Origin of the sequence: Larkinella rosea, assembly GCF_003858635.1 — a bacterium.
GTDB classification, from domain to species: domain Bacteria; phylum Bacteroidota; class Bacteroidia; order Cytophagales; family Spirosomataceae; genus Larkinella; species Larkinella rosea.
Window position 1 is genome coordinate 741,898 of the sequence record NZ_RQJO01000010.1, and the last position, 21,255, is coordinate 763,152.

The following is a 21,255-nucleotide window of genomic DNA, read 5'->3' on the forward strand; positions in this document are numbered from 1 at the left end:
AGCGGAGGTTAGCAGAGTTTAACAGAGAAAAAACTCTGCTAACCTCCGCTTAACTCCGCGAAACAATTTACTTTCTCATTTATAAACCAGAAAACCATTCAAGGAAGGATTGCTCTGCAACGAGTGGGCATCGATTCGGAGTTTTCCGGCTTTCCACTCCCAAAGTTTGAACGGTTTTTCCTCTTTGTTGAAAACCGCGACCACTTTCGACGGCGCTTTTCCGAATGGCATTTCTACAAAACCGCCATCGAATGGCACCAACGCCACTTTTTTTGCATCAAAAATACTCTGATCGTCCTGCGAAATGATGGCCCAGCGGCCCCGAAACTGAATATTCCGAATCAGCGACCGGTCGAACGGAACCGAACTTTCGCGCAGGGCCAGCGCCGTTAACCGGTTATTTTCCAGCCGCCCCCAGCAGTTGGGTTTCGGTTCCTGCAAAAAATCGCCTTTCGGACTGTTCAGCCAGAGAGGAGTCCAGCCCACCGACCGCCGGTGCCAGCGCGCCAGTGCCACCCGGCGACTGATTTTCCGGGCCGGAACCGCCGAACCATCGTTCAGCTTTCGGGGTAAAACCGCCCCTTGCGACCCGATAATGGCCGTATTGAGCAACACTTCGTCGTCGGCATTCCAGTCGTAACCGCTCGACGCCATGATGGCCATGCCCTGTCGCCCCGCCAGCGAGCTCCAGATGCTCCACTGGCCGTGGCCTTCCGCTTCCCGCCCACCGGCGTCGCCCAGATCATCGAGCGCGAGCAGGTTCTGAATATCCCGAAAAAGCGGATGGATGGAATAATACTGCACCGTGATGGTCGGATTGATTTCGCGGGCGGCATCCGCAATCAGTTTGATGAGCGTGTACGCCAGTTTCTCCCCCCGAAACGCCGGGTTGCGGGCCGTTGCCAGGTTCGGGCTCGGAACGCCGTAGCCGAAATCCAGCTTCAACAAATCCGGCTTTAACTCCCTGACAATCTTCCGTGTACGGTTCTGAATCAAGGCGACGGCTTTGGCCGAACTGGGGTCGAGGCAGTAATTTCCGCTGCCGTGCGGATTCATGTTCCAGGACGTTTTGACGGGTTGGCCATCGGTTCCGCAGAGCAGATCGTCGGCCGTCAGCCCGAATTGCTCCGGTTTGTCGATCCAGACCACGTTCTGCCAATACCCGGTTTTCAGTCCCTTCGAACGAGCATAGTCCAGATCGGCCCGGTAATTCGGAAACCGCTGTTCAAACCACAATCCGCTGCCCTGCGAGCTTTCCCAGGAATCGTCGATGGCGAGCACATCGGCCTTAAAATCAAGAGCTTTGTCGGTAATGGCTTTCAGGTTGAAGTCCCGGTTTTTGAAGTCGCCCCAGGTGTTCCAGACGTTGAGCTGGTGCGTTTCGGAAACCGGTGTGAAGGGACCAAATGAATTAAAATACGCTTCGTACGCATCGTAAGCGGTTGCGGACCAGGCGATTCGGAGCGGTTCCGTCCAGACACGCTGCGATCCGGCCGGTTTGTTCCACAGATCCTCCCGATACAAATATTGCAAACTACCGTTGGACGACTGAATCTGGAAAACCATGGCCGCATCCGGAATCGAACCTGCGCCCAGCACCAGCCAGCCGGGATCGTTGCCCATCGCGCAGCTGTAAATCGGGCGGGGATAGGCGGCCGCGTAAGGCGTTCCCAGACTCGGCCCGAAACTCCCCAGCGGCAGGGTGGCCTGACCAAAATCCCACATCCGGAAAAAACTCTGAATCGGGTTTCCTTTGGCACTCGGAATGCAGACCCCGGCGGCTTCCCAATCCGGCCAGAACGGTTGTTCCGGACTCGGTGCCCGGTTTTTCTCGGCGGTTTTCAGGGGCGAGGTGCCGAAATGCATCGAAATCAGTTTCGGCACATCGCCTTTCCAGTTTACCGTCAGCTTCCTGATCCGAAAAATACCCTGACTGTAATCAAGTTCGAGAACGCCCGTGCCAACGGTACCAAAAGCAAGTTGAACAGAACCACCGTCTCCGCGCAGACTGGCCGCGTCGGAAACGGTGGCTTTTACGTACTGATTTTCGCCGGATGCCGTCTGAAGCGAGAAAGCGGGCAATAAACTCCCCTTCCAGAGCATGGCGACCGGTTTTTCTTTCGTCAAAACCGCCGAGTCTTTTGCCAGATCCCAGGAAAACCGGTAGCCGCCGGACTGCACCGAAAAGACGGTTTCGGCCCGTAAAACCGTAAAATGCAACAGAAAAAAACTCAGGCAAAGGAAGCCGGATCGGTTCGAATACGTTTTAAAAGCAGGGTTCAGGAATGGCATTGGTTTGGCTGCGTGTCAATAGCTAATAGCCCAATCGGCGGGCCAGATACTGCCCCGATCGACGGTTTTTATCAGTAAGACAGCCCAACCGGCTAAACATACCCGGTTCGGTTCGTGAATAAAACCGGGTATGTTGCATCCCTGAAATTGAAATGAGGTCTAATAGAAGAATTGCTCGGAGACAATCTGGCCGTTTTTCACTTCGTAGAGCATGATTTCGTTGATCTGGACGCGGCCGTGTCCCTCCACCGTAATATCGACTTCCCGGCCGACCGCAAAATGATTGCCGCCCACGACGGGCGCGGTGGTGTGCAGCCGATGACCGGCGGCAATGCGTTTCACCCAATCTTCCCCTTTTTGCCGAACCGATACTTTGCCCTGCGTGCTTTGAAAATACGGCGAATTAGCCGGTTCCAGGCTCTTGACTTCGTTCGCAAAAAGTTCGTCCTGAATTTCAAACCACTTCTCCTGCTGGGCCAGTTCGTGGAAACGGGCGGCTACTTCGTGAACCGTGTAAGCGGTTTTGCTGGTGTTGGGCTGCCCTTTCCCGATGGTGATCAGGCTGAACAGGCTGCGATCGATGTATTGTGTCCATCCGTGCACACAGGCGTTGTAGCATTCGTAGTCGGGAACCAGGCCTTCGTGCGTAAAGCGGAGCTGCGTTTGGTTATCCTGCTTCAGGATTTCAAAAATGACGTTCGTGCCGATCCACTCGGTTTTGTCTTCGGTAAAACTGAAATAATTGTCCAGCACCTGCCAAACCACTTTTTTCGCCGGAACGACTTCGATCAGTTTCATTTTGCAGCGGTGAACGTCCTGATACTGGTAAGAAAATTCATCGTTGAGGTTTGCGGTATGGCCCACAATTTCTTCGGACCACCAGCCGCGAACGTTCGTGATGGCGTCGAAAACCGCTTTCGGAGACTGGTCGACGGTCAGGGTGGTTGTAAAACTTTGCTTGTTCATCGTATGCGTTGTTTCGTAGTGTATCCGTTTTAGTTGAGTTAAAAAAATAGGGACGTGGCTGAATCTATGTCGATTACGTGCTGTAGGTACGACATGTTTGTAGCAAGGTAGATTTCCAAATTCTATCGCGTGCCGTCAGGTACGCAATCGATGCGGGTGACGTGTTGCGTACCTATTTACATCAACACCAATTGACACGTTACCGAACAGATCCGAAACTCAGGCCTGGCTCACCAGATTCGGCTGCCCGACCCCGGTTGTGATCCAATTCTGTAAACTTCCCAGGTAAAACCGCCAGCCGCTGGAACAGTCGTTAAAACATTCAATTCCGGGCACCAGGCCCAGGTGCGTGAAGAGAATTTGGGTTTGGGGCCCGACGGTGGAAATCTCAAAATGGATACGGGTGCCGGTCCACTCGCTTTTGTCCTGCAGGAAATTCAGCTGGCTGTCCGTCACCAGCCAGCCGATTTGCTGATCCGGGATGACCTCGACCAGTTTCTGGCGGGAATAATGCACATCGCCGAACCGGACCGAAAACTCGTCGTTCAGCTTCTGGGAGTCGCCTTCAAAATCTTCGGACCACCAGCCGCGAACATCATTGATGGCCTTGAAAACTTCGCCCGCCGTTTGGTCAACCAACAGGGTTTTGGTGAAATCAGATGTTGTCATTGTTGATTTGTTGTCAAATTTGTCCTGCAAATGTATGGTCTTATTTGTACTTCGAGAGGGTGTAAAATGGACTTTGTAACGGGTTGATTTGGACGCAATCGAATGACTATCTTTGAGAAAAAAAGCCGATGAAACAGTTGACGATCATTGTTCCGGACGGACAGAGCAACCTGAGCACCATCGCCTGTATTGTTGGGGCCTACGAAGTCATTACCCGCGCCAACGACTACTGGAAGGAAACCGGCAGAAAGGAGTTGTTCACCGTCGCGCTGGCCGGCCTTTCCGACAAGGCGGAAGTCTACGGCGGTTTGTTTACGGTGAAATCCCAGGTTCACATTTCGGCCATCGCCAAAACCGATCTCATTATCATTCCGTCGCTGGATCGGAGCCACCTGAAAGCCACACAGGAAAATCAGTTGTTGATTGACTGGATCAAAAAGCAATACAAGGACGGCGCGGAAGTAGCCAGCATGTGTACCGGGGCTTTTCTGCTGGCGTCATCCGGTTTACTGGATGGAAAAAAATGCTCGACGCACTGGTCGGCGGCCGATACGTTCCGAAATCAGTACCCCAGGGTGCAGTTGCAGGCCGACCAATTGATTACCGACGAAAATGGGATTTACACCAATGGGGGGGCGTATTCGTTCCTGAACCTGGTAATTTACCTCGTCGAGAAATACTACGACCGGCCAACCGCCATTTACTGCTCCAAAATATTTCAGATTGAGATGGACCGGAACAGCCAGTCGGCCTTCACCATTTTTACCGGCCAGAAGCTCCACGGTGATGACATGGTGCAGCAGGCGCAGTCGTACATCGAAAGTAAACTGCACGAAAAAATTTCGGTGGAGGATTTGTCGGCCCGGTTTTCGGTTGGTCGCCGGAACTTCGACCGGCGGTTTATCAAAGCCACGGGAAATACCCCCATCGAATATGCGCAGCGGGTCAAAATCGAATCAGCCAAAAAAGCCCTCGAAACCAGTCGCAAAACCGTGAACGAAGTGATGTATGAAGTGGGCTATTCGGATGTAAAAGCGTTTCGGGAAGTATTCCGGAAAATCACCGGTCTGTCGCCCCTGGAATACCGGGCAAAATACAATAAAGACGCAGTCGTTTAGAGTCTGCAAACTTCTCAGGGCAGTTTATCCCGGAAAAAACCGTACACCCAGGTTCCGGCAATGGCGCTCAGGAGCGTCACGATTACCACCCCATAACCCGTTCCGATCTGGGCAAATAACGGGCCGGGACAGGCGCCGGTCAACGCCCAGCCCAGGCCGAACAGTAGGCCTCCGTAGATCTGGCCGGGCCGGAAGCTTTTCGGATGAAATACCACGTCTTCGCCCGCCAGGGTTTTGAGCCGGAATCGTTTGATGAGCCAAACGGATAGCATGGCCACGGCGATGGCCGAACCGATGACGCCGTACATGTGAAAACTTTGCAGCCGGAACATCTCCTGAATCCGGAACCACGAAATGATTTCGGCCTTGACAAAGACGATCCCAAACAGAATTCCAAGGATACCGTATTTCAGATTTCCGACAACATGCTCCTCTTGTTTCAAGTCATTGGGTGCATCGCACATCAACGTTTCTTCCACTTTTTCCATCAGTTTCTTCCGGATTTACAACAATTTCATAAGGTGAGGCAAAAACAGGTGCGTCATGGCAAAACCGCCCGCCATGAAACAGCAGGTGGCCACCACCGACGGCCCTTGCAGGTTGGCTATCCCCATAATAGCATGGCCCGATGTGCAGCCTCCGGCCATGCGGCTGCCGAAACCCACCAGAAAACCACCCAGCACGAAAAACGCCAGTCCTTTCAGCGTGAAAAGGTGGTCGACATTGAAAATATCGGCCGGCATCATTCCGGTAAAATGACGAACACCCAGCGCTTTCAGATCGGCAACGGTTTGGGGAGAAATCTGAACCTCAGCCGGATTGTGGAGAAATTGAACGGCCAGAAAACCGCCGATCAAAATACCGGTCACAAAAACCAGGTTCCAGACCTCCCGCTTCCAGTCGTAGGTAAAAAAGGGGATATTGGCGGGCAAACAGGCCGCACAGAGGTGCCGGAGCGACGACGAGATGCCGAATGATTTATTGCCACTCAGCAACAATGCAGGTACCGTGAGCCCAATCAGCGGCCCGGCCACATACCACGGCCAGGGCTGACGGATCAACCCGAATAAATCCATCAATTTGTAAGTTTTTAGTTACCGGATCTGTGAAAAACCAGTCTATTCCTTGTTCAAAGCAGTCGGACAAACGTAATCCGTGATCTCAAAAAGCCCGGATTTTCTGATGGCGTCAAAACCGCCCGTTACATCCACCAGATTCTCGTATCCCCTGGCTCGCAGAATGGAAACCGCAATCATGGAGCGGTAGCCCCCGGCGCAGTGGATAAACAGGGTTTTATTTTTGGGCAATTCCGCCATGTGCTCATTGAGGTATTCCAGCGGTATGTTCCGCACACCGGCGATGTGTTCGGCCGCAAATTCACCGGGTTTCCGAACGTCGATGATCTCCCCTTCATTTTCTGCCATCCGGCTGGCCAGCGACTCGGGCGATACCGACAAAATGGTGTCGATTTCCTTACCACTGACTTGCCACGGGCCAAAACCGCCCGCCAGAAAACCCAGCACCTGGTCGTAGCCCACCCGCGCCAGGCGCGTCAGAGCTTCCTGCTCCTGCCCCGGTTCACAGACCAGCAGCAATTGGTGCTTTACATCCGGAATCAACGTACCAACCCAGGGAGCAAACTGCCCGCCCAGTCCGATGTTGATCGAGTTCGGAATAAAGCCCTGCCGGAAAATTTGCGCCGGACGGGTATCGAGAATCAAAGCCCCGGTTTCGTTGGCAGCCGCTTCAAAGGCCCCCGGGCTCAGGGCGTGCGCACCCCGTTCCAGCACCGTATCGATGCTTTCGTACCCCTGTTTGTTGAGCGCAACATTCTGCGGAAAATACTGCGGGGGAGCCAGCAGGCCATCGGTTACTTCCCGAATGAACTCTTCTTTCGACATTGAAGCCCGTAGCGCGTAATTAAACCGCTTTTGGTTGCCCAGCGTATCGGAGGTTTCTGAACTCATGTTTTTGCCACAGGCCGAACCCGCTCCGTGACCCGGGTAGACGAGAACGTCGTCCGGCAGGGTCATGATTTTAGTACGCAGCGACTCGTAGAGATAACCCGCCAGGTCGTTCATCGTCAGGTCCGCTTTCTGAGCCAGATCAGGCCGTCCGACGTCACCGATGAACAAGGTATCGCCACTGAAAAGCGCGGTTTCTTTTCCGGTTTCATCGATCAACAGGTAGCAGCTCGATTCCATCGTGTGGCCGGGTGTGTGCAGTACCCGGATTTTTACCGAACCCAGCGGCAGTTCTTCGCCGTCCGTGGCAATGTGGGCTTTGAAATTGGGCTGCGCCAGTGGCCCGTAAACAATGTCAGCTCCGGTTTGCCGGGCCAGATCGAGATGGCCGGACACAAAATCGGCGTGAAAGTGCGTTTCCAGCACATATTTGATGGTGGCACCCGCTTGGGCCGCTTTTTCCACATACGGTTTTATTTCCCGTAGCGGGTCGATAATGGCGACTTCGCCTTCGCTCTCAATGTAATAAGCGCCCTGGGCCAGACAGCCCGTATAAATCTGTTCAATTTTCATGGTAATCGATTCGGTTATGATCAAACGAAAATCAGGTCAATGGGTAAATCGGATTCAAAGGTAAAATGGCTGCTTTGGGCGTTCCGTGACTTTTGTTACACGCCGGACTGATTAAAGAAAAGTTTCTTTGACGATGATATAGACCCCCATTGCGAGCACAAACCAGCCGAAGGCTTTTTTCAATTTCGAACCGGCCACAAACCGGGTCAGGTAGCTGCCCAATAAAATTCCGAAGATTGCCAGGGCCGTAAATTCCATCAAAAACCGCCAGTCGATCGTGGTACGGGACAGTCCGCTTAGAAATCCGATCAGCGAATTGGTGGCAATGATCAGCAGCGAAGTTCCCACCGCCGTTTTGATGGGTAAACGGGCCAGCAAGACCAGCGAAGGAATGATCAGAAAACCGCCCCCGGCTCCCACAACGCCCGTCAGGATGCCGACCAGTCCGCCTTCAGCCGCCAGCAACGAGGGGCTGATCCGGCTCGCGCCAGCCTCCATTCCAGTTTTTGGGGGACGGATCATGGAGCCGGATGCCGCCAGCATCACCAGGGCAAACACGACCATGATGGCGACGTTTTTACTGACATAAAAAACCGGGGTTGAAAAAACCGGGTCCGGAATGGCCGGTACCACGTACGTGCGGGTGAGGTAAATGGCCGCCAGCGAAGGCAGCGAAAAGGCCAGTGCAGCCCGGTAATTGACCAATCGTTGCTGCATATACCGGACCGCACCGACCAGCGAGGTGGTTCCGACCACAAACAACGAATAGGTGGTTGAGACTGTCGGGTTGATGCCGAGCAGGTACACCAGCACCGGCAACGTCAGGATACTGCCCCCTCCGCCAATCAGGCCCAGCGTCATCCCGATCAGGATCGACGCCCCAAAGCCCAGGATTTCGTGCGAATTCATGCCGTTTTTTCAACAAAGCACGCCATGAAGTCCGCCTTTTTCCGTGATATATGTCACACAGACGCGAGCGATCTACAAAATTTCAATTTTGTTTCGGGACAATCTGAGATAGCCCACCCGTTCCAACTGCTTCAGCAGGCGGGAAATCACCTCCCGTGATGTTGCCATTTCGCGGGCAATTTCTTCGTGGGTGACCTGCAAAACCGTACACTGGCAGCTCTGGGTTTTCTTTTTTAGGTACGTCAGTAACCGCTCGTCCAGTTTCTGAAAGGCAATGCTGTCGATGGTAGCAATCATGTCGTCGAACCGGCGCTGGTAGGTACGAAATACAAACTGTTTCCAGGTCGGAAAGCGGCAAATCCACTCATCGACTTTTTCGAGCGGGATGAAAATCAGACGGGTTTTTTCTTCGGCAACCGCCGTAATTTCACTGGGCTTATTGGCGGGGCCGCCCGTCATGGACATGGCGCAGGAATCCAACCCGCTCAGGTAGTAGAGCAACGCTTCATTGCCGCCCGCATCGGCCCGCATAATTTTGACGGAACCACTCAGAATGATCGGCACCGAGCGGATGTAACTACCGGGTCGGATCAGGTAATCTCCTTCTTCAACTTCCTGATAGATCCCGACCCGGTTTATTTCTTCGATTAAGGCGGGTTCAAAATCGCCCCGAAACGCGCGGTTTACCAGCTGACTGTCGTTTATCATTCCCTATCTATCCTGTACCTCACCGAGTTCTTCCTAACACACTTTTTTTCGGCGATTCGTGGCAATTCTGAAAACCGCATACATCGGACAAAAATTCATCAGGCTGGTAACAACGAGCAATCCCGCTCCAATCAGTGCTACCACCGCCCAAATTCCATTGATCACATCAGCAATAAACAGGGCGATCAAAACGCTCGCAATCAGCAAACGAACCACCTTATCACGAAAACCTACGTTCTTTTCCATTTCCGGTTTTTATGACGAAGTAACGGAGATCCGGGCCTGATGTCTGTGATAAATATCACAAACCGATCTGACTTTCGGGAATTGTAGCCACCGGCCTCAGTGGGTTCGGTTACGAAAGTTTATCCCGGAAAAAACCGTATACCCAGGTTCCGGCAATGGCGCTCAGGAGCGTCACGATTACCACCCCATAACCCGTTCCGATCTGGGCAAATAGTGGGCCGGGACAGGCGCCGGTCAACGCCCAGCCCAGGCCGAACAACAAGCCCCCGTAAACCTGGCCGGGCCGGAACGTTTTCGGGTGGAAAACCACTTCTTCGCCCGCTATGGTTTTGATTTTGAACCGTTTGATCAGCCAGACGGACAGCATGGCCACGGCGATGGCCGAGCCGATGACGCCGTACATGTGGAAACTTTGCAGCCGGAACATTTCCTGAATCCGGAACCAGGAGACGATTTCGGCTTTGACAAAGACGATCCCAAACAGAATCCCGAGAATACCGTATTTCAGATTTCCGGCCAGCCCTTCCGGCCGTTTCATGTCGTTACCGGTTTCGTCGACCACCGCGGGATCTGGTGCTAGTTTAGTTTCCATAGTTGGGATCCGATTTTAAAACAATTGCATGATGTACGGCAAAAACAGGTGCGTCATGGCAAAACCGCCCGCCATAAAACAGCAGGTGGCCACGACCGACGGTCCTTGCAGGTTGGAAATTCCCATGATGGAGTGGCCCGATGTGCAACCGCCAGCCATGCGCGTCCCGAAGCCCACCAGAAAACCGCCCAGGACAAAAAAGAAGAAGCCCTTCAGGTTGAATACGTTAGCGACACTGAAAATATCCGACGGCATTAATCCCGAAAAACTGCTGACACCCAGCGCTTTGAGATCGGCAACGGTTTGGGGAGCAATCTGCATGTTGTTCGGATTATCCAGAAACTGAACCGTCAGAAAACCGCCGATCAGGATTCCGGTTACAAAAACCAGGTTCCAGATTCCATCCCGCCAGTTGTACTTAAAAAACGGTAGCCCGGCCGGTACGCAGGCCGCACAGAGGTGCCGGAGCGACGACGAAATACCGAAAGATTTGTTGCCGACCAGGAGCAACGCGGGCACAGTGAGCCCAATCAACGGCCCGGCCACGTACCACGGCCAGGGTTTGCGGATTAATTCCAGTAAATCCATAGTTTATCTATTCGCTACGATTAGGTGAACTTCAGATGGCGCGCAAAAGTTTCCTTCACGTGTTTCCACATCGTTTCGGTGAGCACGTGGCCCTGTCCGGCTTCAATAAATGACGTAAAATTTCCCGCGGCACCCGCCTTTTTATACGCTGCTTCGATGCGGGGCAGGCTTTTACGCACAAAATCAATCGGTGAACCGGAATCCTGCTCGCCAAAGTTCAGGTGCAGGGCGCGCGGGGCTATGAGGGCGGCAATGTCGGGCGTATCGCCAAACGGATGCCAGCCGGGCACAAAGTTGGGGAAGCAGTGCAGCAGGTGTTCGTGTTCGATGGCGGCATAACTCGGCAGGCAGCAGTTGCCAACAATGCACTTCAACCGGGGTTCCAGCGGCCCCACCAGCCACGCATGCGTCGATCCCATCGAATGGCCGTAACAACCTAGCTGGCTGGCAATTACTTCCGGGCGACCGGCCAGGTAATCGACCGCCCGGCGCATTTCCAGCACATTTTTCCAGGCCATGCTGCGGCCCCGCACCACTTCGCGCAGAAACTCGAAGCGTTCGAAATCGCCTTTTTTCAGCTTTCCGGTAGGGTCCTGCCGTTCCTCGAAGCAAAGTGCATCGGGGCACAGCACCACGTAGCCTTCCCGCACCAGCGCCACGGCGGTGTGGTGCATTGGATTTCCGGCCAGCCCGGCCGGTTCGGATTTGCCCAGGTGGTATTCCCCGTTGTGCTGGTGCCAGACGGCAATGCCCGGTGCCGGGCGACTGGCCGTGGCCGAATCCGGTATCAATAACAAGGCCGGAACGCGGTTGTTGGGTTCCGTTTCGTACGTCAGCGATTCAATGCGGTAGCCATCTTTCCGGATCGTTTCCCGGAGTTGCGGAAGCAGCGGAGTCGCTTTTGGAAATGGGCCACCTAAGCAGGTCTGGTACTGTTTGCTTAAAGCAGCCTGGGACAAAACCGGAGGGTCGCTCATCGAATCATCGTCTGACGACAGCTTACCGGCGGTGGAAAGGGCGCCCAGACCAAAGGCCAGTTGCGCTTTCATGAAGCGCCGACGGTTTTGTTTCGAGGAAGAAGAAGTGCGCTTCATACGATTAAGCCGGGTTCTGTCTGATTATCAATTATACATTTTCGAAAGGTCTGAAATTAGAACAAAAGCAATTGAAACGAAACCCCGCTTCCGAAAATATAAAGAACCTGGACGAATGAGCGGTTTTTAAAGCCAACAACGGCCGAAAAATGAGGACGAAAGTGTCATTTGGGAGAAAAATCACGGAATTCAGGGATAGCAAATCACGGTTTTCGGTGATTTCCGGAAATGCGGAAAGCGTGACCTTTGTAGCGCAAAAATGCAATACACACTTTCACACACAACAGTAAAATAATGAAAACAGTAAACCTACTATTGATCGCGTTGAGTCTTCTTTCTTTCTCCTGTCACAAAGATGCCAAAAGCGTTGATTCAACCAAAAAGAAGTATCTTTTCCTGGACGTGCATAACCTCGAACCGGGCAAGGTGACGTTCGAAGCCGTGATGGAAGCCCACAAGAAGGACCTGGCAACCCAGGGAAAATACGGTGTCAATTTTGTTAAATTCTGGGTAGACGAAGCAGCCGGTAAGGTCTATTGCCTGTCGGAGTCGCCGGATTCGGCCTCGGTTTACAAAACCCACCAGGATGCGCACGGACTGGTTCCGGCGCGGGTCCAGCCCGTCAGCACGGGTCACGAATCAGCGATGGGCGCTAATCCGACCCTGTTTCTGGATATTCACGAGCTCGGACCGGGCAACGTAACGGCCAAAGCCGTTGCCGAAGCACACGCCAAGGACCTGGCGGTTCAGGGCAAATACAACGTGAATTTTATCAATTACTGGGTGGACGAAAAAACCGGTACGGTCATGTGTCTCTCGGAAGCCAAAGACGCAAATTCGGTCATCAACACGCACAAAGAAGCCCACGGCTTGATTCCGGTCGAAGTTCACCCGGTCAAACAGGGTCAATAGTTTCGTTCCACTTGTGGGAATAAGGACCTGTCAGCCATGACAGGTCTTTTTTTGTTTCTTTTCATTTTGCATTCCCCGAACAAGTTCTCTTCCGATTGTCCTATTCCATCGTACTTTTTAATTATCTTTGTTAGATTATCCATCCCGTTTTTTATAGGTAAAATCCAATCTTACTTTCCTTTTTGGTATACGGTTTTCCATTTTCAGTGGTAACGCGTTCATTCTTCTACTATCGAATAGCGAATACAGAATGTTGAATCGCGAAATCGGGGTGTTAGCCAACATTTCGGTGGCCCGGCGAAAACCGTAAACGGAATACCGAAAACTGTATCTAAAAACTGAACCTATTTCTAACCATTCACCTCGTGGAAAGACGAAAAGCATTACAAAGTTTGGCGGTGGCCGTTGGTGGGCTGGTGAGTCTGCCGGGCTGGGCAAGCAGCTGGAACCGGGCAGGCATTCCGTCAGGGCAGTCGTTTCTGGCTCCGAATGCCGATGCGCTCCTGGCCGAAGTCGTGGAAGTTATCATTCCAACAACCGACACCCCGGGCGCGAAAGCACTTGGCGTTCATACATTTATCCAGAAAATCGTAACGGACTGTATGGAACCTTCGGCGCAGGAAAGCCTGACCAAAGGACTGACAGCGGTTGAAGCGCTCGCTCAGAAAACCTACAGCAAGTCGTTCGCGTCGCTCGATGCCGCCCAAAAAACGGAATTGCTCAAAACCGTCAGTCAATCCACGGAACCGGATCAGAAAGGATTCTTTTCGATGGTGAAAGGTATGACTATCCAGGGCTACATGACCTCGGAATACGTCATGAACAACATCACGCACTACGAGTTCGTCCCTGGTCGCTACCATGGATGCGTGCCGGTGGTGGCCAAAAATTCGACCTCAAAAAATCAACAAAATAAATAGCAGCCCGAACAGACATGGCAAATTTTGCAATCGATGCAGTAAAAGCAACTACCTACGATGCCATCGTGATCGGATCGGGAATCAGTGGCGGCTGGGCTGCGAAAGAATTGACCGAAAAAGGTTTACGCACCCTGGTGCTGGAACGCGGCCGCGACGTCAAACACGTGGTCGATTACCCGACCACCATGCTCAACACCTGGGAGATGGAACACCGGGGGCAACTTCCGCTGGGTATCCGGCAGGAGAATCCGATTGTCGGAAAATGCTACGCTTTCCATGAGGCTTCGGCCCATTTCTTTGTAAAAGACGCCGAACATCCCTACGTTCAGGAAAAACCGTTCGACTGGATTCGCGGTTATCAGGTCGGTGGAAAATCCCTGTTGTGGGCCCGCCAGACCCAACGCTGGAGCCAGTTTGACTTCGACGGCCCGGCCCGCGATGGTTTCGCCGTTGAATGGCCCATCGGCTACGCCGACATCGCTCCCTGGTACAGCCACGTCGAAAAGTTTGCCGGGATTACGGGCAACAAGGACGGGCTGGCCCAATTACCGGACGGTGAGTTTCTGCCTCCGCACGAATGGAACTGCGTCGAAAAATACTTCAGCCAGCAAATGGCGGCCAAATACAAGGATCGTCCCGTCATCATGGGCCGAGCCGCTCACATTACCCAGCCGCAGCCGATTCACCTACAGCAGGGCCGGGCGAAATGCCAGCACCGAAACATCTGCGTGCGCGGCTGTCCGTTCGGCGGTTATTTCAGCAGCAACGCATCCACCCTTCCCTGGGCGGCCAAAACCGGTAAGCTGACCCTGCGCCCCCATTCGGTGGTTCACTCGATTATTTACGACGAGAAAAAAGGCAAGGCCACCGGCGTGCGCGTCATCGATGCCAACACAAAGGAAATGATCGAATTTTACGCGCGGATCATTTTTGTGAATGCCGCAGCCATGAATACGAATCTGGTGTTGCTGAACTCGACTTCGAACCGCTTCCCGAACGGTTTGGGCAACGACAGTGGCGTGTTGGGAAAATACGTGGCGTTTCATAATTACCGGGCGGGCATTTCGGGCGAATACGACGGTTTTCTGGATTCGACCACCGAAGGACGCCGGCCCAACGGCCCGTACATTCCGCGGTTCCGTAACGTATTTAAACAGGAAACCGACTTTCTGCGGGGTTACGCGGCCGGTTTTTCGGCCAACCGCATGTCCCGGACGAATCAGGACGGTTTTGGGGTGGATTTGAAGAACAGCCTAGCCAATCCGACGCTGGGCGGCTGGAGCGTCAATTCGCACATGATGGGCGAAACCATCCCGAAAGTGACGAACTTCGTGGCCCTCGACAAAGACCTGAAAGACCCGTTCGGCATTCCGCAAATACGGTTTTCCGTTGCCTATGACGACAATGACGACAAGATGGTCAAGGACTATCAGGAGCAGATGATGGAAATGTTCACGGCGGCCGGTTTCAAGAATCTCCGCGTTCGCGATGAAAACCGCAATCCGGGCATAGATATTCACGAAATGGGGGGAGTCCGGATGGGCAAAGATCCGAAAACGTCGATGCTCAACAAGTGGAGCCAGTTGCACCACTGCAAAAATGTGTTCGTGACCGATGGTGCCAGCATGACTTCGACCTCGACCCAAAACCCGTCGCTGACTTACATGGCCCTGACGGCCCGGGCTGCGGATTACGCGGTGAAGGAAATGAAGAAGATGAATTTGTAAGTTTGGGAATTATTTCGCGGAGATACGCGGAGAAAAAAGAGTTGAGCGGAGAAATATAAAACTCTGCTTAACTCTTTTTTCTCCGCGTATCTCCGCGATACAACTATATATTCTCTTTCACCGTAGGCTCTCCGTGGGGAGTATGCAGGAATTTCTTGCCAGCGGCTTTGATCTTCAGTAACGACCGGACCATTCGGAAAACCAGCAGCGGGAACGTCAGCACGTCCTTCATGGAAATCTTCTGCCACAAATAACCGGGAATCGAAATCAACAGGCTGAACAGCAGGGTTGCGAGCAGGATGCCGAAAAACCCCCAGACCGGTTGATAACCAACGACCAATCCGACCAAAAAGCCAAAGGACAAAAACGCTAAAAACAGGACGCGCGGAATGAGCAGGGATTTCAGGAACGCGTTGAAAGCGTGTGCATTGCCGTTCAGCAACTGCCGAAGACCGACGCCAAAATAAAGTTTGACAAAGTGAACCTGAGCCGCAATCCAGCGGGTGCGCTGCCGTTCGAACACTTCCAGATTCTGGACTTTTTCGTCGTAAATCAAGGCTTCTTTGAGGTATCCAATTCGGATTCCTTCGCTCAACAGCAACATTTCCAGCTCTTTATCGTAACCGCCTACCGACTGGATTTTGGTCATCAGGCGCTTCATGGTTTCGGGTTCGAAGGCCATTCCGGAGCCGATCAATGAAGCCGACAAACCCAGCGCCCGCTGACCACCCCGGAACAAATGATTATTGACCTCCTCATTCATCGCGTCAAAAACCGCTACGCTCGTGTTCGTATTTTTGGCGACCCGATGCCCCTGAACTGCCCGCCAACCGCTGTTGAACGCCAGATTGATGCGTTGCAAATAGTCGGTCGCCATGTGATTGTCGGCATCGGAAATCAACACAATGTCGTAAACGTTCGGCGGTAATTGCAGCAAAGCCTGGGTAATTGACTTCTGAACCGTCGATTGCTCGAAACTTACCACAATCACTTTGATGGGCAGTTGCGCCAGTTTTTCGAGGGTTTCGGGCTTGAACGAATCGGCAATGACAAACAGATCGTACGAACTGGTCGGGTAATTTTGTTGCAGATTGACCTGAACCGAATCCAGAATGACGGTATCTTCTTTGTAAGCCGGGATTAAAACCGCAATCCGGCGGATTTGCCGGGGCTGCTTCGTGGCCGGTTGGTCGTCTTTTCCGCCAAAGTGGCCCGCTATCGCACAAATGAGCAGGTAGCTTACATTAAAAAGTAAATAGGATCCAACCAGTAAAATCAGAACCAACCCGAGCAGCTCCATAAGAATGTTAACTAATTAAGCACGATTAGTAACATAGCATTTTCTATACCAAATTTCTTACACCGCCCGGCGGGCTTTTTCCCAGATACCCGATTCGTTCTGTTTCAGGTAGCGGATAAAACCCAGAATGACGCACCAGTTCATGAACACAAAATAATAAGGCACAAAGGCGATTTTCCAGCGCATTTTGCGGTTTTCCAGCAAATAGCCCATGTAGGCAAAGGCGTAGAAGACAGTTTGCGCCAGTAACAAACCACCCCAGAAAACCAGGGTTTGGGTGGGCGAATGCACGTTGGAATGACTCAAAAAAATGATACCATTTAGGAGCCAGATCAGCGGTAAACAGAAGGGCGTAACGGCCCATCGGAGCACCCGGTGCGAAATGTATTGGAAGCTCAGAATACCGTATTTGAGAATGTTCAGTAAGTAAGACAACCGGCTAATGGCCTGAAAACCACCGGCCGCAATCCGAACCTTGCGTTTTTTCTCATCCCCAACCGAGAACGATGGACTTTCCAGGGCGTAGGCATCCGGCTCATAAATCACCCGAAACCCTTTGCCCGCGATCTGGAGGGAAATAATGAAATCGTCCAATAAAGTATTGGTGGCCACGGTTTCGTAGAGTTCCGTACGGATGGAGAAAAGCGCACCGTCGGCTCCCACGATGGAATGGAGTTCGGAATCCATTTTCTTCAAAAACGACTCGTATTTCCAGTAAATCCCTTCACCACTGCCAGCCGCCGAATCGGCTTCGGACGTCAAAATCCGTTTTTCACCGGCCACCGCCCCCACTTTTTTGTCCTGGTAATGTCGAACCATGTTGCTGACCGCCGACAGGTTCAGGTTGGCATTGGCATCCGAAAAAATAGTAATCGGCGTATGAACCTTCCCCATCGCGTTATTAATGGCCCCGATTTTCCCCATCCGTTTGCCACCCCGCACCACCGTTATGCGCGAAGAAGAGGCTACAATCTGATCCAGGTATTCACCCGTTCCGTCGGTTGACCCATCATCGACAAACATCAGGTGTAACTTATCGGCGGGGTAATCCTGATTCAGGCAATTGCTGACCTTATCCGCGATGTAGGCCATTTCATTGAAAGCGGGCACCACCATTGTCACCTCAGGCGCAAACGCCGGTCCGGCTACGGGCGCTGCATGTTTGACAAAAAAACGCTTGAACACAACCATTCCCCAGACCACAATCCCATAACCCAAATACGTGTAAAAAACCAGTAGAATGCAAATGGCAACTAAAATCTCAATGATAGATGTTAAGTTCATAGAAACGAATAGAAGTAATCCGATAGATCATTCACGTTGGGACAGTCGTCGTTCAAAGGAAAAAATTCGTCTGATAAAATAGAGAAGATGCCGTTATTTATTCTACGACAAAATAAATGCCAGAGCTGTTTTTTTTTAGTAAATGTGCTGTAATATAGCTAGCTGACAAAAAATCAACGGGACTAGTCCCTATCGTTTGGTCGGAATGAGGGTTCTGTCCGGTCGACGCCGGTGTCCGGTATTCGAAGAAATGGGAAGCGAAATGTGGCGGTTTTTGAATCAGGCAATCATGCGATTGGTGTAGTATTCCGTCCGCCGGATCATCCCCATCATCCGTGCTTTGATTTCCAGCGGATTAAACGGTTTAGCCACACAATCGTCCGCGCCCATTTCCAGGCTTTTCACCCGGAGCATGCTATCCGAAGAACCGGAAAGCGCCAGGATTGGAATGTTTTTATGCTGCTGACTTCCCCGGATTTGCCGAATAAAGTCGATGCCATCGAAATGGCGCAGGTTCAGTTCGGTTATGATAAAGTCCGTCCGTTTTCCCTGTTCGATAAATTCCATCGCTTCCGCACCGTTGGTCACCACCTGAATGTTAAATTCCGACGAAAGCGTTTGCCGTAAAATGCGTACCAAAAATGGATTTTGCTCCGCAATAAGTAAATTCAGCTTTAGATCTTTCATGATTGCATGGACTTCAATTACTCAAATCAATTGATCACTGTATTTTGAATTTTTATTCTGCTCAATAGTAATTATTACTCAGAATAAAAATCCATCTGGTTTACATTAACAGTACATAACTTCAATACTAGCCTAACTATTTCACAAACATCAACTTGAAATAAGCTAATATTATTTGAATTATTTGTACTTTACCGTCCCAAAGTAGAAGGTTTCAATAATTTCCCTTTCGTACCTTCCCCAATTATCAAACAACGAGACAAATATAATTTCAACAAGTCAGAATCTAGGTATAAAGTGTAAATTATTTCTGCTTTTTAAGTATTAAATCTAAGCATTAAATCCGAAGACGTACGAAAAAGTTTCCATGTTCGATTTTTCAGAAATATAAATTTTACAATTTTGGACTTATCTCTGCATAAATTATATCCATTCAACAAAGAGACCAGGTCGCTCCGATCTTGGCCGGATTTTTGTGGTTGTGCCTGTGCGATATCTAGGCGACTCCCAATTACCTGATGCTTGATTTAGTAGCCTCTTCATCTTACCGGTCACAAAACAGGTTCTGGCTATTCAGCCTCATCGGAACGGTCTGTGCGTTGCTGGCGGGATTCGCAATTGGCAAGCTGGAAGTGGTTGGAGCAGCTTTGGTTGTGGTCGTACCGGTAGCGTTGGTCCTGATTGCCGGCGTACTTTCGGAGCCTCGGGTTGGCTTTCTGGTTTATATTCAGGTCAGTTTTCTGGTCAATGTCTTCGCCCGGTTTTTGCCGCTGAGCCTCCCGTTCGGTATGATGGTCGATGGGGTTCTGGCCCTCACCATGATCAGCCTGCTCCTGAACAGCAAGCGAATGGCGTGGCAAAACCTTCGGCATCCCATCATCTACCTGGTCGGCTTCTGGTTTGTTTACACCTGTCTCGAATATTTCAATCCGGAAGCACCGTATCGACCGGCCTGGTTTTTCCACATCCGACCGTTTTCCATGCAGTGGATTTTTGCCGCCTGCATCATTCTGGTCAATCCGATCCGGAAAAGTGACATTCAGTACCTGCTCGCCACCTGGCTTTTCTGGTCATTTCTGGCCGCGTTGTGGTCGTTCAAACAGCAATACCTTGGCTTAACGACCGCCGAACAAATCTGGATGAATACCGTGGGAGCCAAAACCCACCTGTTGTTTGGCCACCTTCGGAGTTTTTCGTTCTATTCCGACGCGGCCCAATTTGGGGCCGAAATGGCCGGGATTACTCTGGTTGCCCTCATTCTGGTGCTCGAAGAAAAGAAACTGATTTACAAGGCATTCTATTTATTTCTCACATTAGTCTATTTCTGGGGTTTTGCCGTTTCCGGCACCCGAAGTGCGTTGTTCGTCATTCTCGCCGGTTTTCCGTTTTACCTGCTCCTGAAGCGGGACGTTACCAAACTGGCCCTCGGGGCGGCTGTGGCCATTCCATTGTTTGTTATTCTAAAATTCACGGAAATCGGCAGCGGGAACTACCAGATCCAGCGCATGCGCACCGCCGTCCGGCCCCTCGAAGATCCATCGTTCATTCTTCGTCTGCAAAATCAGGAAAAACTATCCCGGCTGATGAAACGCCTGCCGTTTGGGGCCGGGCTGGGCACATCTGAAAGTGTGGGCGTACGGTATTCGCCCTGGCACTTTGCTTCTCAGATTGCCCCGGACAGCTGGTATGTTGAACTCTGGATCGAAACCGGGATTGTCGGCGTCTGGATTTACGTAGCGATGCTGGTTGCCATCGCCGGAATAGGCGTTCGGAAAGTCCTGAAACTACAGGACCCCTGGACGCTCAAAGTGATGCGGGTTTTCCTGTGCGAATTCGTGGGAATCATGGTGATGGGGTATTCCAACCCGGTTTTGGGTCAATTCCCGACCGGCACCATCATCTTTATCAGCACCGTTCTGTTCACCTCCTGCGAACGCTGGGACACGCCCGTTAAAAAGCCGGAACCGGAACCCGTGCCTGCCTGATTTCAGGTAGCTAACCGGTTTTTCATTGATGGCCTACGAGTTCAAAAACCGGGCGCTATTCCTCTAACTATCAATTAAGTTACTTCAGTCACACCCTAAACAACAAACCTTTCACTATAAACCGGTTTTTGCTTTATGAAACGTCGCCAGGCTCTTTGGGGCATTGCTTTGGTTGGAAGTACCGTGGCCGCATTCGGCGGTTTCAAGTGGTTTTCCTGGCACAGGGAGCCCGACTTTGCCTACTTCAACCAACAGAAGCCCTTGCTGGCCGCGCTCGCCGAAACCATCCTGCCTGCCACCGATACACCCGGAGCCATCGACGCCGGCGTGCCCGATTTTATCATGAAAATGATCCTGGAAAACACCTCCGTCGTGAGCCAGAACCGCTTCATCAACGGCCTGAAGGACATTGATGCGTACAGCGTCGAAGTACACCAAAAACCGTATGCGCAATGCAGCAAAGCCCAGCAAAACGAGGTGATGCGGCATTTTGAAGAACAGGGAAAACCGCTCAGCGGCCTTCCCGGAAAAGTGGAACGGAAAGTACTGGGCAATTCCTTTTTCACCATTTTAAAAGAATTAACCTGCATCGGCTACTGCACTTCGGAAGTGGGCATGACGCAGGGATTAGCCTACGAACTCGTTCCCGGGCGTTTTGCCGCCTGTATTCCACTCGCGCCCGGCCAAAAATCCTGGGCAACCAAATAACCTACTCAACGAC

21 protein-coding genes are annotated in these 21,255 nt (G+C 51.9%); 6 read left to right on the forward strand and 15 right to left on the reverse strand.

Annotated elements, in window-relative coordinates; genetic code table 11:
- Positions 1 to 75: 75 nt before the first annotated feature.
- The 3 genes from EHT25_RS23910 to EHT25_RS23920 all read right to left on the reverse strand — a co-directional run bounded on the left by EHT25_RS23910 (position 76) and on the right by EHT25_RS23920 (position 3,927).
- Positions 76 to 2,292, reverse strand: a complete 2,217-nt coding sequence (locus tag EHT25_RS23910) for an alpha-amylase family protein (RefSeq protein WP_124877680.1) — start codon at positions 2,290 to 2,292, stop codon at positions 76 to 78.
- A 159-nt stretch (positions 2,293 to 2,451) separates the two neighbouring features.
- A complete protein-coding gene (locus tag EHT25_RS33250; RefSeq protein ID WP_229311778.1) occupies positions 2,452 to 3,258 on the reverse strand; it encodes an SRPBCC family protein in 807 nt (268 codons plus the stop codon).
- Positions 3,259 to 3,477: 219 nt separating this feature from the next.
- The gene (locus EHT25_RS23920) at positions 3,478 to 3,927 is read right to left on the reverse strand and encodes an SRPBCC domain-containing protein (protein ID WP_124877681.1); all 450 of its coding nucleotides are present in this window, start codon (positions 3,925 to 3,927) and stop codon (positions 3,478 to 3,480) included.
- 128 nt (positions 3,928 to 4,055) lie between these two features.
- Here EHT25_RS23920 and EHT25_RS23925 point away from each other — a divergent pair, with 128 nt between their 5' ends.
- Positions 4,056 to 5,045 (forward strand): GlxA family transcriptional regulator, encoded by a 990-nt coding sequence (locus tag EHT25_RS23925; RefSeq protein WP_124877682.1) that lies wholly within the window; start codon positions 4,056 to 4,058, stop codon positions 5,043 to 5,045.
- Between the two features lie 14 nt (positions 5,046 to 5,059).
- On the opposite strand, the gene EHT25_RS23930 is transcribed toward EHT25_RS23925, so the two are convergent.
- The 9 genes from EHT25_RS23930 to EHT25_RS23970 form a co-directional block, all read right to left on the reverse strand.
- Entirely contained in the window at positions 5,060 to 5,533 is a 474-nt protein-coding gene (locus EHT25_RS23930; protein WP_124877683.1) for a DUF6691 family protein, read from the reverse strand.
- A 15-nt stretch (positions 5,534 to 5,548) separates the two neighbouring features.
- Positions 5,549 to 6,121 (reverse strand): YeeE/YedE family protein, encoded by a 573-nt coding sequence (locus EHT25_RS23935; protein ID WP_124877755.1) that lies wholly within the window; start codon positions 6,119 to 6,121, stop codon positions 5,549 to 5,551.
- Positions 6,122 to 6,163: 42 nt separating this feature from the next.
- Complete coding sequence (locus tag EHT25_RS23940) at positions 6,164 to 7,582, reverse strand: MBL fold metallo-hydrolase (RefSeq protein ID WP_124877684.1); 1,419 nt, start codon at positions 7,580 to 7,582, stop codon at positions 6,164 to 6,166.
- A gap of 111 nt (positions 7,583 to 7,693) precedes the next feature.
- Entirely contained in the window at positions 7,694 to 8,491 is a 798-nt protein-coding gene (locus EHT25_RS23945) for a sulfite exporter TauE/SafE family protein (RefSeq protein ID WP_124877685.1), read from the reverse strand.
- A gap of 72 nt (positions 8,492 to 8,563) precedes the next feature.
- The gene (locus tag EHT25_RS23950; protein WP_124877686.1) at positions 8,564 to 9,199 is read right to left on the reverse strand and encodes a Crp/Fnr family transcriptional regulator; all 636 of its coding nucleotides are present in this window, start codon (positions 9,197 to 9,199) and stop codon (positions 8,564 to 8,566) included.
- A gap of 33 nt (positions 9,200 to 9,232) precedes the next feature.
- The gene (locus tag EHT25_RS23955; RefSeq protein WP_124877687.1) at positions 9,233 to 9,445 is read right to left on the reverse strand and encodes a YgaP family membrane protein; all 213 of its coding nucleotides are present in this window, start codon (positions 9,443 to 9,445) and stop codon (positions 9,233 to 9,235) included.
- 109 nt (positions 9,446 to 9,554) lie between these two features.
- Complete coding sequence (locus EHT25_RS23960; RefSeq protein ID WP_124877688.1) at positions 9,555 to 10,037, reverse strand: YeeE/YedE family protein; 483 nt, start codon at positions 10,035 to 10,037, stop codon at positions 9,555 to 9,557.
- A gap of 15 nt (positions 10,038 to 10,052) precedes the next feature.
- Complete coding sequence (locus EHT25_RS23965) at positions 10,053 to 10,625, reverse strand: YeeE/YedE family protein (protein ID WP_124877689.1); 573 nt, start codon at positions 10,623 to 10,625, stop codon at positions 10,053 to 10,055.
- Between the two features lie 20 nt (positions 10,626 to 10,645).
- Positions 10,646 to 11,674: a dienelactone hydrolase family protein gene (locus tag EHT25_RS23970; RefSeq protein ID WP_229311779.1), complete on the reverse strand. Its 1,029-nt coding sequence runs from the start codon at positions 11,672 to 11,674 to the stop codon at positions 10,646 to 10,648.
- 339 nt (positions 11,675 to 12,013) lie between these two features.
- On the opposite strand from EHT25_RS23970, the gene EHT25_RS23975 reads away from it, so the two are divergent.
- From EHT25_RS23975 to EHT25_RS23985, 3 genes are all read left to right on the forward strand, one after another.
- Positions 12,014 to 12,631 carry a DUF4242 domain-containing protein gene (locus EHT25_RS23975; protein WP_124877691.1) on the forward strand — a complete coding sequence of 206 codons (618 nt, stop codon included), beginning with the start codon at positions 12,014 to 12,016 and terminating at the stop codon, positions 12,629 to 12,631.
- Between the two features lie 365 nt (positions 12,632 to 12,996).
- On the forward strand, positions 12,997 to 13,551 hold the full coding sequence (locus tag EHT25_RS23980; RefSeq protein ID WP_229311780.1) for a gluconate 2-dehydrogenase subunit 3 family protein: 555 nt from the start codon (positions 12,997 to 12,999) through the stop codon (positions 13,549 to 13,551).
- A gap of 14 nt (positions 13,552 to 13,565) precedes the next feature.
- Positions 13,566 to 15,278, forward strand: coding sequence for a GMC oxidoreductase (locus EHT25_RS23985; RefSeq protein ID WP_124877692.1), 1,713 nt, complete (start codon positions 13,566 to 13,568; stop codon positions 15,276 to 15,278).
- 103 nt (positions 15,279 to 15,381) lie between these two features.
- On the opposite strand, the gene EHT25_RS23990 is transcribed toward EHT25_RS23985, so the two are convergent.
- The 3 genes from EHT25_RS23990 to EHT25_RS24000 form a co-directional block, all read right to left on the reverse strand.
- Positions 15,382 to 16,578, reverse strand: coding sequence for a glycosyltransferase family 2 protein (locus tag EHT25_RS23990; protein ID WP_124877693.1), 1,197 nt, complete (start codon positions 16,576 to 16,578; stop codon positions 15,382 to 15,384).
- A 57-nt stretch (positions 16,579 to 16,635) separates the two neighbouring features.
- The gene (locus EHT25_RS23995) at positions 16,636 to 17,862 is read right to left on the reverse strand and encodes a glycosyltransferase family 2 protein (RefSeq protein ID WP_124877694.1); all 1,227 of its coding nucleotides are present in this window, start codon (positions 17,860 to 17,862) and stop codon (positions 16,636 to 16,638) included.
- A 279-nt stretch (positions 17,863 to 18,141) separates the two neighbouring features.
- Entirely contained in the window at positions 18,142 to 18,549 is a 408-nt protein-coding gene (locus tag EHT25_RS24000) for a response regulator transcription factor (RefSeq protein WP_124877695.1), read from the reverse strand.
- Between the two features lie 518 nt (positions 18,550 to 19,067).
- Between EHT25_RS24000 and EHT25_RS24005 the strand changes: the two genes are divergently transcribed.
- Both EHT25_RS24005 and EHT25_RS24010 read left to right on the forward strand, forming a co-directional pair.
- Positions 19,068 to 20,534, forward strand: coding sequence for an O-antigen ligase family protein (locus EHT25_RS24005; RefSeq protein ID WP_124877696.1), 1,467 nt, complete (start codon positions 19,068 to 19,070; stop codon positions 20,532 to 20,534).
- A 135-nt stretch (positions 20,535 to 20,669) separates the two neighbouring features.
- Positions 20,670 to 21,242 (forward strand): gluconate 2-dehydrogenase subunit 3 family protein, encoded by a 573-nt coding sequence (locus tag EHT25_RS24010; protein WP_124877697.1) that lies wholly within the window; start codon positions 20,670 to 20,672, stop codon positions 21,240 to 21,242.
- The last annotated feature ends 13 nt before the right edge of the window (positions 21,243 to 21,255 follow it).

What these genes read in the sequence shown, in the direction of transcription:
- EHT25_RS23940 (WP_124877684.1), bottom strand. Translation starts at nt 7,582, where the DNA reads ATGAAAATTGAACAGATTTATACGGGCTGTCTGGCCCAGGGCGCTTAT.
- EHT25_RS23910 (WP_124877680.1), bottom strand. Translation starts at nt 2,292, where the DNA reads ATGCCATTCCTGAACCCTGCTTTTAAAACGTATTCGAACCGATCCGGC.
- EHT25_RS23920 (WP_124877681.1), bottom strand. Translation starts at nt 3,927, where the DNA reads ATGACAACATCTGATTTCACCAAAACCCTGTTGGTTGACCAAACGGCG.
- EHT25_RS24005 (WP_124877696.1), top strand. Translation starts at nt 19,068, where the DNA reads ATGCTTGATTTAGTAGCCTCTTCATCTTACCGGTCACAAAACAGGTTC.
- EHT25_RS23955 (WP_124877687.1), bottom strand. Translation starts at nt 9,445, where the DNA reads ATGGAAAAGAACGTAGGTTTTCGTGATAAGGTGGTTCGTTTGCTGATT.
- EHT25_RS23970 (WP_229311779.1), bottom strand. Translation starts at nt 11,674, where the DNA reads ATGAAAGCGCAACTGGCCTTTGGTCTGGGCGCCCTTTCCACCGCCGGT.
- EHT25_RS23985 (WP_124877692.1), top strand. Translation starts at nt 13,566, where the DNA reads ATGGCAAATTTTGCAATCGATGCAGTAAAAGCAACTACCTACGATGCC.
- EHT25_RS24010 (WP_124877697.1), top strand. Translation starts at nt 20,670, where the DNA reads ATGAAACGTCGCCAGGCTCTTTGGGGCATTGCTTTGGTTGGAAGTACC.
- EHT25_RS24000 (WP_124877695.1), bottom strand. Translation starts at nt 18,549, where the DNA reads ATGAAAGATCTAAAGCTGAATTTACTTATTGCGGAGCAAAATCCATTT.
- EHT25_RS23965 (WP_124877689.1), bottom strand. Translation starts at nt 10,625, where the DNA reads ATGGATTTACTGGAATTAATCCGCAAACCCTGGCCGTGGTACGTGGCC.
- EHT25_RS23975 (WP_124877691.1), top strand. Translation starts at nt 12,014, where the DNA reads ATGAAAACAGTAAACCTACTATTGATCGCGTTGAGTCTTCTTTCTTTC.
- EHT25_RS23990 (WP_124877693.1), bottom strand. Translation starts at nt 16,578, where the DNA reads ATGGAGCTGCTCGGGTTGGTTCTGATTTTACTGGTTGGATCCTATTTA.
- EHT25_RS23930 (WP_124877683.1), bottom strand. Translation starts at nt 5,533, where the DNA reads ATGGAAAAAGTGGAAGAAACGTTGATGTGCGATGCACCCAATGACTTG.
- EHT25_RS23995 (WP_124877694.1), bottom strand. Translation starts at nt 17,862, where the DNA reads ATGAACTTAACATCTATCATTGAGATTTTAGTTGCCATTTGCATTCTA.
- EHT25_RS23935 (WP_124877755.1), bottom strand. Translation starts at nt 6,121, where the DNA reads ATGGATTTATTCGGGTTGATCCGTCAGCCCTGGCCGTGGTATGTGGCC.
- EHT25_RS23945 (WP_124877685.1), bottom strand. Translation starts at nt 8,491, where the DNA reads ATGAATTCGCACGAAATCCTGGGCTTTGGGGCGTCGATCCTGATCGGG.
- EHT25_RS23960 (WP_124877688.1), bottom strand. Translation starts at nt 10,037, where the DNA reads ATGGAAACTAAACTAGCACCAGATCCCGCGGTGGTCGACGAAACCGGT.
- EHT25_RS23925 (WP_124877682.1), top strand. Translation starts at nt 4,056, where the DNA reads ATGAAACAGTTGACGATCATTGTTCCGGACGGACAGAGCAACCTGAGC.
- EHT25_RS23950 (WP_124877686.1), bottom strand. Translation starts at nt 9,199, where the DNA reads ATGATAAACGACAGTCAGCTGGTAAACCGCGCGTTTCGGGGCGATTTT.
- EHT25_RS33250 (WP_229311778.1), bottom strand. Translation starts at nt 3,258, where the DNA reads ATGAACAAGCAAAGTTTTACAACCACCCTGACCGTCGACCAGTCTCCG.